Genomic DNA, 10,601 nt, shown 5'->3' on the forward strand with positions numbered 1-10,601 from the left:
GATTTCCACATGCGGCGGATGATGCTTGCGCAAGGCTTCGGCGGCGTCGCGGATTTCACGCTCGCCGGGCAGGAAGACCAGCACGTCGCCGGAACCTATGCGCGCCAGTTCATCGACGGCATCGATGACTGCATCCATCAAGTCGCGCTGGCCGCGCTCCCTGGTCGCCAACGCCGAACGGCGCGCGGCAGCGGCATCCGAGGTCGCGTTCGGGTTATTCGCTGCATTCTTGTCAAAAGCTTCGACCGGGCGGTAGCGCACCTCGACCGGATACATGCGGCCCGATACTTCTATCACCGGCGCCAGTTTTCCATCGTTGCCGAAGTGGCGCGCAAAACGGTCTGCATCTATCGTTGCCGACGTGATGATGACTTTCAAGTCGGGACGCCTGGGCAGCAGCTGCTTCAGGTAGCCGAGCAGGAAATCGATATTCAGGCTGCGCTCATGCGCTTCATCAATGATGATGGTGTCGTACTGGCGCAGCAGCGGATCGGTCTGGGTTTCCGCCAGCAGGATGCCATCGGTCATCAGCTTGACCCACGCACCCCTGGTCAAGGTATCGTTGAAGCGCACCTTGTAGCCTACGTGTTCACCCAGCGGCGAGCCGATTTCCTGCGCGATGCGCTTGGCAGTCGACGAGGCGGCAATGCGACGCGGCTGCGTATGGCCGATCAAGCCATGCAAGCCGCGGCCGAGTTCGAGGCAGATTTTCGGCAGCTGCGTGGTCTTGCCGGAGCCGGTTTCGCCACAGACGATGATGACTTGATGGGCCTGGATCGCGCGCGCAATATCCTCGCGCTTGCCGGAAACCGGCAATTCCTCAGGGAAGGTAATCGCCGGCAAGGGATTACGGACAGGCGGCGCGGATGCGGCTGGCGCGCTGCGCGCGGGGCGATTGCGTGCAGCGGGCGTCGGTTTTGGGGTGGATTCTGGAGCTGACATGTGAGGCGAATTATACAGAGCAGTGTCGTATTCTGGCTCGGATCACGCAGTCGATCCGCTTTGCTATGGTTATAATGTGCCTCATGGAAAATACCGTTCAATTCGTCCAGTGGTTGCGCTCCGTCGCCCCGTATATCCACGCCTTCCGTGGCAAGACCTTTGTCGTCGCGTTTCCGGGTGAACTGGTCACGGCCGGTGCGCTGCCGGTACTGGCGCAGGATTTGTCGCTCTTGCATGCGCTCGGCATCAAGGTCGTGATCGTGCACGGATCGCGCCCGCAAGTCGAGGAACAGCTGGCGCTGCGTAATGTGGAAGCGCGTTTTCACAACGGCTTGCGCATCACCGATACCGCTGCGCTCGAATGCGCGAAGGAAGCCGCCGGCGAACTGCGCCTCGATATCGAAGCTGCATTCAGCCAGGGCTTGCCGAATACGCCTATGGCGCATTCCGAGATCCGCATCATTTCCGGCAACTTCGTCACGGCGCGCCCTATCGGCGTGATCGACGGCGTCGATCTGGAAATGACCGGCGTCACACGCAAGATCGCCTATGAAACGATACACCCCATTTTGAACGCCGGCGGCCTGGTCCTGCTGTCGCCGCTGGGCTTTTCGCCCACCGGCGAAACATTCAACCTGACGATGGAAGACGTGGCCGTTGCTGCTGCCACCGCACTGCGCGCCGACAAGCTGATCTTCATCAGTGAAACACCAATGATGACGAATGCAGCCGGCGACGAGCTGCGCGAACTGACCTCGGCCCAGGCCGATGCGCTGCTCAAGAGCAGCGAACTGCCGCCCGATATCGCCTTCTATCTCGAGCATTGCGTCCAGGCATCCAGGCGCGGCGTGCCGCGCGTGCATATCGTGCCCTTCAATGTCGATGGCTCTGCACTACTGGAAATCTTTACACATGATGGCGTCGGCACGATGGTCAGCTACGAAAACCTGGAAAGCCTGCGCCAGGCCACCATCGAAGACGTGGGCGGCATCCTCAAGCTGATCGAACCGCTGGAAGCCGACGGCACGCTGGTCAAGCGCGGTCGCGAATTGATAGAACGCGAAATCGATTACTTCTCGGTCATCGAGCATGACGGCGTGATCTTCGGTTGCGCCGCGCTCTACCCTTTCCCGGCCGAGAACATGGCCGAGATGGCCTGCCTGATCGTCAATCCGGAAGTGCAAACGCAAGGCGATGGCGAACGTCTGTTGAAGCACATGGAAAACCGTGCGCGCGCCGCCGGCCTGAAAAAACTGTTTGTCTTGACGACGCGCACCGCGCACTGGTTCCTCAAGCGCGGCTTTGCGCCGGCGACCATAGATGATTTGCCCAAGGATCGCCAGCATATGTATAACTGGCAGCGCAAATCACTGGTCTTCATGAAAAACCTATAATGGCGGCAATCAAATAATTTCCGCCGTCGCCGATGACAGCGACGGCAACCATTCAACACTCCAGCCGCCCACGCAAATCCTGCGCAGCGCGGCCATAACCAAGGACAACAACATGACACGCATGGTTCATTGCATCAAACTCGACAAGGAAGCCGAAGCACTGGATTTCCCTCCCTATCCGGGCGAACTGGGCAAACGCATTTATGAAAGCGTATCGAAAGAAGCGTGGGCTGCCTGGCTCAAGCATCAAACGATGCTGGTCAATGAAAACCGCCTGAACCTGGCCGATGTGCGCGCACGCAAATATCTGGCTACGCAGATGGAAAAACATTTCTTCGGCGATGGCGCCGATGCTGCGCAAGGCTACGTGCCGCCGACTGAATAATTTCCGTCGCTGGTCTGGCCGTAAAAAAAGCCCGCCACTTGAATGTGGCGGGCTTTTTAATGTCCGGCAGAATAATGTCCGGCGAGGATCAGAAAAAGCGGATTTTTCCCGTCTCCACATCCAGCATCGCACCGACTATCTTGATCTGGCCTTTTTGCGCCATCTCGCGCAATACCGGGCTCTTGTCCAGCACCGCCTGCACGTTCAGCTTCACATTGTTTTCCGCCACGGCATCAACGAAGTGATGGTTTTTCGATGAGCGGTCGCTGCCATGCACGTCCGGCGTCATGTTGACTGCAGGACGTATCTTTTTCACCAGTTGCGTCAGATTGCCGAGCTCGGCGCCATCGCATGCTCCCTTGACGCCGCCGCAATGCGTATGGCCGAGGATGACGATCAATTTTGTGCCCGCCACCTTCGAGCCATATTCGAGGCTGCCGAGTATGTCTTCATTGACGACATTGCCCGCCACGCTGGCCACGAACAGATCGCCCACGCCTTGATCAAATACTTGCGCCGGTGCCGAGCGGGAATCGATGCAGCTGACTATGCTGGCCAATGGAAACTGGCCATCGTGCCCGGTAGCCCTGACCTGCGCCGGCAAGTCGCGCCGCTGGACATGGCCGGATACAAAACGTGCATTGCCATCCTTGAGCAATTGCAGGGCTTGATCCGCCGTGATCTGCTCTTGCTTCGCCTTCGTCATCACCTCGGCATTCTTCAATGAAGCAGCTGGACCGGGTGCTTGATGGGCGCAGGCAAACAAGGCCATGCTCAAAACCAGCACGCTGGCACGACGGATCAGATGCGATGCAGTCAATATATTTTTCATAGATAGGCGCTCATGATAGAAGCCGGCCATGGCAGCACGGCCTTGTTTTAAAGGGAATGAGTTGTCGACGATGCTGCGTTTGCATGGCCCCAGGATTTCTCTCGAAAAATGAGGCTGCCCGCATAATATTGTAAAAATGATAAATATTGCAATGGATTTTGATATCGCGACATCGATGCCCAATATGAAAAAAGCCCATCAAGTACTTGATGGGCTTTCGCTATCCGGATGCGCCTGCCATCCCGATCAGGGTCGGGCTATCGGTTCTATCCTGCGCGTGTACAGAGAACTCGTTGCCGCCAGAATTTCACGCAACAAGACCAGGAAACTGGCAACCAGGCACAACATCGCCAGTATGAAGAATGCCGCCACGAACTTGGACAAGCCCAGGTTCAGGGCATCACCCAGGAACAGTGAAATGATCACCAGGCTGACCATCAGCGCGCAAGCCGTACTCAGCGTAATGGCGCGATTGATCAAATGTGCGCGTGGATACAGCGTGATCAGTTCCGCATTCAAATCGGGATGATGCACGGGGTCGGTGGTGCGCAACCTGTCTTCCAGCACGCGCGATCTATCAGTGATCCGGCCCAGGCGATTGGTCAATACCATCAAATTGGTGCCCACGCCTGTCAGCAGGAACACTGGGGCCACCGATAATTGGATGATGTGGCCTATATCACCGACTTGGATTTCCATAGCTATTCTTCAGAGTTAATACGGGATCAACGATACAACAGGCAACGGGCCTAAGTACAGCGGATCAGCACGCCATCATACCCGTGTTCCGACAGCAATATGCATGCCTGAACCCTGCACTGCGAATCAGAACATCACTGCCTGATCCGCCGCTTGCTTTCTGCCTGCGCTCTACTTGACTGCTGCTTGTTTCATACGGTTTATTTCTTGGTGATTTCGCCACCCAGCGCCTGCACCAGATCGGCCAGCATGCGGTTCAATTCACCTGTCATCAGCATCACATCTGAATCGAAGCGCTCATCATCATTCTGCGCAGTGGTATCGCTGTTTTCCTTGATCACATCGAGCGGCGCGACGCGCTTGATCGCCAGCGATTCAGTCAGGACGAACGATATCTTGTCGGCCCATGTCATCGCCAGGCGTGTGCATTGCTTGCCGGATGCGATATGGCGGCGCACATCTTCTGCTTCCAGCGTATGGCGCACATAACGTACGGTTGCCTTGCCTTCGCCAGTGGAACGTAATTCAGTATCCTGGTCGACGGTAAAACCGCTGGGCGCAGCATCGGCGACCAGCCAGTCCGTCATCGCCGCCACCGGCGATTGCGCGACATACAAGGCTTCCAGCGGCAGCTTGTCTATCGATTTGATCAACAGCTTCAGCACTTCATCGGCTTTTGCCGGGCTGCCGGCATCGACCACCAGCCAGCCATGGACCGGATCTATCCAGACCCAGGTCTGGCGCCAGATGCTGAAGGCGCGCGGCAACAGTTCATCGGTGACATCTTCCTTGATTTCCTTCATCTGCTTGCGGCCAGGCTTGAAGCCTTGCTGCTCTTCGATGTCGGCGGCCTTGATCTTCGTGACCTGGTTGATCACCGTGGTCGGCAAGAGTTTTTTCTCGGTGCCCAGCAGCAGCATGATCTGCTTGTTGAGGCTATAGACCAGCGCGCCGTTTTCGCGCGGCGATACCCAGCCCTGGCTCTGCATGTCGAGACTGCTGCAAGGCTGGAATGCGTGCGGCGCAAGATCGGCTTCCAGTTGCTCGGTTGTAATGGCCCACGGTGCAGGAAGACGATATATCTGAAGGTTCTTGAACCACATGGCTAGCCCCGGCAAAAAAAGGGGCTATTCTACACGCCAGCGCCAGCGGCTATGCAGATAAAATCTGCTGCATGCCACAATAAAAAAAGCTTGCGCTGGCGGCTGGCAAGCCGCATGAAGCGGGACTTATTTATCCTGCCAAACAGCTGCTAAAGCCTGTACGGTAAAGGTTATAATACGCGTCACTCCATGTCTGACGGGCGCATGCTTGCGTATCAAGTGTCCGTCTGGAAATTGACCCGAAAAACTGCAAGACCATCTGCTTCATCACTTATTGTTTCCATGTCCAAAAGCTCATCACGCAAGCCGATAGAAATCAAGATTTCCACTGTCGTCGCCGTCTCTGCCATTCTGTATGAATCGAACCTGGCCGTACTCGATGCCGCGATGCAGGAAATGACCGGCGGCAATGTTGATTTTTTCGAGGATGAGTTCACCGTCATTGATATCGGCTCGCTGGCGCCTGCACATCAAGCGATAGACTGGCATGCGATCACCACGCTGCTGAAGGCATATCGCCTGAATGCAGTCGCCGTGCGCAATGCCACGCCTGAGATGGAAGCCGGCATACTCGCACATGGCCTGAGCCTGGATGGTCCGCTCAAGCCGCGTGTGGCGGAGACTGCCGCCCTGCCCGCACAGGCAGAAATCGCACTCGAAGCGCCAGCCGAAGTTGCCGTCGCAGTTGCACCGCAAGCACAAGCTGCTGCTGCGCAATTTGCCGCCAACACGATGATCGTCGATACGCCGGTACGCGCCGGCCAGCGCATCTATGCACGCGGCGCCGACCTGATCATTACCGCCGCCGTCAACAATGGCGCCGAAGTGATCGCCGATGGCAGCATTCATATTTACGCCCCCTTGCGCGGCCGCGCACTGGCAGGCGCCAGCGGCAATACCGAAGCACGCATTTTTACCTTGAGCATGGAAGCGGAACTGGTATCGATCGCCGGCATGTATCGCACGTTTGAAGATGGCTTCCCGGCAGACCGCAAAAAACAAGCCACACAAATCCGCTTGGTAGGCGATCGCATCGATATGCTGCCTATCAAGTCAGCAGCGTAAATCAATTAAATTATTTAACGAAAGGGGTTTCCTTTGGCAAAAATCATCGTTGTAACATCGGGTAAAGGCGGCGTCGGCAAAACCACTTCGAGCGCAAGTTTTGCGTCCGGCCTGGCCATGCGTGGACACAAGACAGTCGTCATCGATTTCGACGTTGGCCTGCGCAATCTCGACCTGATCATGGGTTGCGAACGCCGTGTCGTGTACGACCTGATCAATGTCGTCAACAAGGAAGCCACGCTGAACCAGGCGCTGATCAAGGACAAGCATTGCGACAACCTGTTCGTGCTGCCAGCCTCGCAAACGCGCGACAAGGATGCACTGTCGGAAGAAGGCGTGGAGCGCGTGTTGCAGGATCTGGCGGCGATGGATTTTGAATACATCATCTGCGATTCACCTGCCGGTATCGAACACGGTGCCGTGATGGCGCTGACCTTTGCCGATGAAGCGATCATCGTCACCAATCCTGAAGTGTCATCGGTACGCGATTCGGATCGCATCCTCGGCATCATCCAGGCCAAATCGCGCCGCGCCTTGAAGGGTGAAGAGCCAGTCAAGGAACACTTGCTGATTACCCGCTACGTGCCGAAACGCGTAGAAGCAGGCGAGATGCTGTCATACACGGACGTGCAGGAAATCCTGCGCATACCATTGATAGGCATCATCCCGGAATCGGAATCGGTACTGCATGCATCGAACTCCGGCAATCCGGCTATCCATATCGAAGGCAGCGAAGTATCCGAAGCCTACAAGGATGTGGTCTCGCGCTTCCTCGGAGAAGAGTTGCCGATGCGATTTACCGACTACGAAAAGCCTGGCTTTCTGCAGAGAATTTTTGGAGGTAAGTAATCATGGCGCTTCTGTCTTTTCTGTTCAATAGCAAGCCCAAGACTGCATCGGCTGCCAAGGAACGCCTGCAAATCATCATTGCGCGTGAACGCAGCGGCCGCTCCGGTCCTGACTTCCTGCCTGCCCTGCATCAGGAATTGATCGCGGTGATTTCAAAATACGTGAAGGTCAATCCGGAAGACATCAAGATTTCCCTCAATAGCCAGGGCAATCTCGAAGTACTGGATGTCAATGTCGTATTGCCGGATGCCTAAACCGGCAGGCGTGAAATCCCCCTTTCTGGATGCCCGCACATGCGGGTATCCAGAAATGCTGCCACACCCGCAGCGCATGCACATCACGTAACACCAGATCAAGTATCATTTCGCATCGCCCATCAATTCGAGACCATACATGAAAACCAAAGCCGCCGTCGCCTGGAAAGCAGGACAACCTTTAACAATAGAAGAAGTTGAACTGGGTGGACCGCGTGAAGGCGAAGTACTGGTCGAGATCAAGGCCACCGGCATTTGCCACACCGATTACTACACGCTGTCCGGCGCCGATCCGGAAGGCATCTTCCCTTCTATCCTCGGCCATGAAGGCGCGGGCGTGGTGGTCGAAGTCGGCCCCGGCGTCAAGAGCCTGAAGAAAGATGACCACGTCATTCCGCTGTACACACCGGAATGCCGCGAATGCAAATTCTGCCTGTCGCGCAAGACCAATCTGTGCCAAAAGATACGCTCGACCCAAGGGCGCGGCTTGATGCCGGACGCGACCAGCCGTTTCTCCATCGATGGCAAGCCTATCTTCCATTACATGGGTACCTCGACTTTTTCCAATTACATCGTGGTGCCGGAAATCGCGCTGGCGAAGATCCGTGAAGACGCGCCCTTCGACAAGGTTTGCTACATAGGCTGCGGCGTTACCACCGGCGTCGGCGCGGTCTTGTTCACGGCAAAAGTGGAAGCTGGCGCGAACGTGGTCGTGTTCGGCCTCGGTGGTATCGGACTCAACGTGATTCAAGCTGCAAAGATGGTCGGTGCCGACAAGATCATAGGCGTAGACCTGAATCCGGCGCGTGAAGCCATGGCGCGCAAATTCGGCATGACGCACTTCGTCAATCCAAGCAAGGTCGAGAACGTCGTCGATGCGATCGTGCAATTGACCGATGGCGGCGCCGACTACAGTTTCGAATGCATAGGCAATGTGCACACGATGCGCCAGGCGCTCGAATGCTGCCACAAGGGCTGGGGCCAATCGATCGTCATCGGCGTGGCCGAAGCCGGCGCAGAAATCAGCACGCGCCCATTCCAGCTGGTGACCGGCCGCGAATGGAAAGGCTCAGCCTTTGGCGGCGCACGCGGACGCACCGATGTACCGAAGATAGTCGACTGGTACATGGAAGGCAAACTCAATATCGATGATCTGATCACGCACACGCTGCCGCTGGAACGGATCAACGAAGGCTTTGACTTGATGAAGAGCGGTGAGTCGATACGCTCGGTTGTTATTTACTGATACATTGAACAAGAAACGCACGGGGATGAAGTGGAACTGATCAGCCAGCATAAATGTTTTAACGGTGTACAAAGTTTTTACAAACACGAATCGACATCGACCAGCTTGCCGATGACGTTTTCAGTCTATGAACCGCCACAAGCCAGGCAGAGCAAGGTGCCCGTGCTGTTTTATCTGGCGGGCCTGACCTGTACCGAAGAAACCTTCATGATCAAGGGCGGCGCGCAGCGCTATGCGGCTGAACACGGCATCATGCTGGTCTCGATGGACACCAGTCCGCGCCGCACCGGCATCAAGGGTGCCGGCGACAGTTGGGACTTTGGCCATGGCGCTGGTTTTTATATCGATGCAACGCAAGAACCGTGGTCCGCGTATTTCCGCATGGAGTCCTATGTCGTGCAGGAACTGCGCAACATCATCATCGGGAATTTCCCTGCACGTGCCGATCGTATCGGCGTGTTCGGGCACTCGATGGGCGGCCATGGCGCATTGACGCTGGCGTTGAAGTATCCGGAGATTTATCAGTCAGTATCCGCCTTTGCCCCAATCACCGCACCGACTGAAGTACCGTGGGGACAAAAAGCGTTTTCGGCTTATCTGGGCTCCGATGAAGCTACATGGCTGCAGCACGATGCCAGCGCCTTGATGCGCACCCGCAAGACACCATTCCCGCAAGGCATACTGATAGACCAGGGACTGGAAGACCCATTCCTGGATGAACAACTGAAGCCGCATCAGTTTGAAGCTGCATGCTGGGCTGCCGAGCAGCCGCTCACCTTGCGCCGCCATTCGGGCTACGACCATAACTATTATTTCATTTCGACCTACATGGGCGATCACATCGCGTTTCACAGTGCGATACTGAACCGCTAAGCGCACGCGGCTGCAATCGTCCGGTCAATTCCAGCCGCACAAATAAAAAGGGATGTTGCACAGGTCACCCTGCGCAACATCCCTTTTTTCTATCCGCCAGATCCGGACAGGCTGTGCTTAAAACTTAAAACTCTTCCCAGTCATCTGCACCGCCAGCTGCCGATTTGGCAGGTGCGGCTACTTTACGCTGCGGCGCCGCCAGTGATGCTTTGGCAGGTGCCGGTGTACGCGTAGCTGTCGATTGTATCGTGCGACGTGGTGCAGTCGCTGGTGTTACCGCATAATCGCCACCGACACGGAACACGCTGACTGCCTGGGCCAGGTTTTTCGCCTGATCCTGCAAGGATTCAGCTGCAGCTGCGGCTTCTTCAACCAATGCTGCATTCTGTTGCGTGACCTGATCCATTTGTCCCACGGCTTGATTGACTTGCTCGATACCGTCGCTCTGCTCCTGGCTGGCAGCAGTAATTTCAGCCATGATATCGGCCACACGTTTCACGCCATCGACAATTTCATCCATCGTCGTACCGGCTTCTGCAACCAGCTTGCTGCCTGCATCAACCTTCTCGACCGAGTCACCTATCAATGCCTTGATTTCTTTCGCCGCTGCTGCGGAGCGTTGCGCCAGATTGCGCACTTCGGTTGCCACCACTGCAAAGCCGCGACCCTGTTCGCCGGCACGCGCAGCTTCGACGGCCGCATTCAATGCCAGGATGTTGGTCTGGAATGCTATGCCATCAATGACGCCGATGATGTCGACAATTTTCTTCGCTGAACTGTTGATCGCACCCATCGTATCAACCACTTGCGCCACCACGGAACCACCCTTGACCGCGACGCTCGATGCGGCAACTGCCAGCTGGTGGGCCTGACGCGAATTGTCGGCATTCTGTTTCACGGTCGACGTCAGTTCTTCCATCGAAGAAGCAGTCTCTTCAAGCGAACTGGCCTGCTGTTCC

At 56.4% G+C, this 10,601-nt stretch carries 12 protein-coding genes; 7 read left to right on the forward strand and 5 right to left on the reverse strand.

Annotation, left to right across the window (positions count from 1 at the left end; all coding sequences use genetic code 11):
* Positions 1–942, reverse strand: a 942-nt coding sequence (locus Q7T06_RS06950; protein ID WP_304782462.1) for a DEAD/DEAH box helicase, incomplete at its 3' end; no start/stop codon positions are given.
* A gap of 83 nt (positions 943–1,025) precedes the next feature.
* On the opposite strand from Q7T06_RS06950, the gene argA reads away from it, so the two are divergent.
* Together argA and Q7T06_RS06960 are read left to right on the forward strand one after the other, a co-directional pair.
* A complete protein-coding gene (gene argA, locus Q7T06_RS06955) occupies positions 1,026–2,336 on the forward strand; it encodes an amino-acid N-acetyltransferase (protein WP_304782465.1) in 1,311 nt (436 codons plus the stop codon).
* 112 nt (positions 2,337–2,448) lie between these two features.
* Entirely contained in the window at positions 2,449–2,721 is a 273-nt protein-coding gene (locus Q7T06_RS06960; RefSeq protein ID WP_304782468.1) for an oxidative damage protection protein, read from the forward strand.
* A gap of 88 nt (positions 2,722–2,809) precedes the next feature.
* Here the strand turns inward: Q7T06_RS06960 and Q7T06_RS06965 are convergent, their stop codons facing one another.
* The 3 genes from Q7T06_RS06965 to Q7T06_RS06975 all read right to left on the reverse strand — a co-directional run bounded on the left by Q7T06_RS06965 (position 2,810) and on the right by Q7T06_RS06975 (position 5,355).
* Positions 2,810–3,553, reverse strand: a complete 744-nt coding sequence (locus Q7T06_RS06965; RefSeq protein WP_304782471.1) for a carbonic anhydrase family protein — start codon at positions 3,551–3,553, stop codon at positions 2,810–2,812.
* A gap of 246 nt (positions 3,554–3,799) precedes the next feature.
* Positions 3,800–4,252 (reverse strand): DUF2721 domain-containing protein, encoded by a 453-nt coding sequence (locus tag Q7T06_RS06970; protein WP_304782475.1) that lies wholly within the window; start codon positions 4,250–4,252, stop codon positions 3,800–3,802.
* Between the two features lie 200 nt (positions 4,253–4,452).
* Positions 4,453–5,355 carry a recombination-associated protein RdgC gene (locus Q7T06_RS06975; RefSeq protein ID WP_304782477.1) on the reverse strand — a complete coding sequence of 301 codons (903 nt, stop codon included), beginning with the start codon at positions 5,353–5,355 and terminating at the stop codon, positions 4,453–4,455.
* 282 nt (positions 5,356–5,637) lie between these two features.
* Here Q7T06_RS06975 and minC point away from each other — a divergent pair, with 282 nt between their 5' ends.
* From minC to fghA, 5 genes are all read left to right on the forward strand, one after another.
* Positions 5,638–6,420, forward strand: coding sequence for a septum site-determining protein MinC (gene minC, locus Q7T06_RS06980; protein WP_304782480.1), 783 nt, complete (start codon positions 5,638–5,640; stop codon positions 6,418–6,420).
* Between the two features lie 33 nt (positions 6,421–6,453).
* Positions 6,454–7,269: a septum site-determining protein MinD gene (gene minD, locus Q7T06_RS06985; protein ID WP_304782483.1), complete on the forward strand. Its 816-nt coding sequence runs from the start codon at positions 6,454–6,456 to the stop codon at positions 7,267–7,269.
* 2 nt (positions 7,270–7,271) lie between these two features.
* On the forward strand, positions 7,272–7,523 hold the full coding sequence (minE, locus tag Q7T06_RS06990; RefSeq protein WP_304782486.1) for a cell division topological specificity factor MinE: 252 nt from the start codon (positions 7,272–7,274) through the stop codon (positions 7,521–7,523).
* 139 nt (positions 7,524–7,662) lie between these two features.
* Entirely contained in the window at positions 7,663–8,769 is a 1,107-nt protein-coding gene (locus tag Q7T06_RS06995; RefSeq protein ID WP_304782491.1) for an S-(hydroxymethyl)glutathione dehydrogenase/class III alcohol dehydrogenase, read from the forward strand.
* A gap of 30 nt (positions 8,770–8,799) precedes the next feature.
* Positions 8,800–9,642, forward strand: coding sequence for an S-formylglutathione hydrolase (gene fghA / locus Q7T06_RS07000; RefSeq protein ID WP_304782494.1), 843 nt, complete (start codon positions 8,800–8,802; stop codon positions 9,640–9,642).
* A gap of 124 nt (positions 9,643–9,766) precedes the next feature.
* Here fghA and Q7T06_RS07005 read toward each other — a convergent pair.
* On the reverse strand, positions 9,767–10,601 hold an 835-nt coding region (locus Q7T06_RS07005; RefSeq protein ID WP_304782499.1), incomplete at its 5' end, for a methyl-accepting chemotaxis protein.

This window comes from Herminiimonas sp., from assembly GCF_030645555.1.
In the GTDB taxonomy this organism is placed as follows: domain Bacteria; phylum Pseudomonadota; class Gammaproteobacteria; order Burkholderiales; family Burkholderiaceae_D; genus Oxalicibacterium.

Excerpts from the sequence above, each read along its gene's own strand:
- argA (WP_304782465.1), top strand. The coding sequence starts at position 1,026 with ATGGAAAATACCGTTCAATTCGTCCAGTGGTTGCGCTCCGTCGCCCCG.
- Q7T06_RS06960 (WP_304782468.1), top strand. The coding sequence starts at position 2,449 with ATGACACGCATGGTTCATTGCATCAAACTCGACAAGGAAGCCGAAGCA.
- Q7T06_RS06965 (WP_304782471.1), bottom strand. The coding sequence starts at position 3,553 with ATGAAAAATATATTGACTGCATCGCATCTGATCCGTCGTGCCAGCGTG.
- Q7T06_RS06970 (WP_304782475.1), bottom strand. The coding sequence starts at position 4,252 with ATGGAAATCCAAGTCGGTGATATAGGCCACATCATCCAATTATCGGTG.
- Q7T06_RS06975 (WP_304782477.1), bottom strand. The coding sequence starts at position 5,355 with ATGTGGTTCAAGAACCTTCAGATATATCGTCTTCCTGCACCGTGGGCC.
- minC (WP_304782480.1), top strand. The coding sequence starts at position 5,638 with ATGTCCAAAAGCTCATCACGCAAGCCGATAGAAATCAAGATTTCCACT.
- minE (WP_304782486.1), top strand. The coding sequence starts at position 7,272 with ATGGCGCTTCTGTCTTTTCTGTTCAATAGCAAGCCCAAGACTGCATCG.
- Q7T06_RS06995 (WP_304782491.1), top strand. The coding sequence starts at position 7,663 with ATGAAAACCAAAGCCGCCGTCGCCTGGAAAGCAGGACAACCTTTAACA.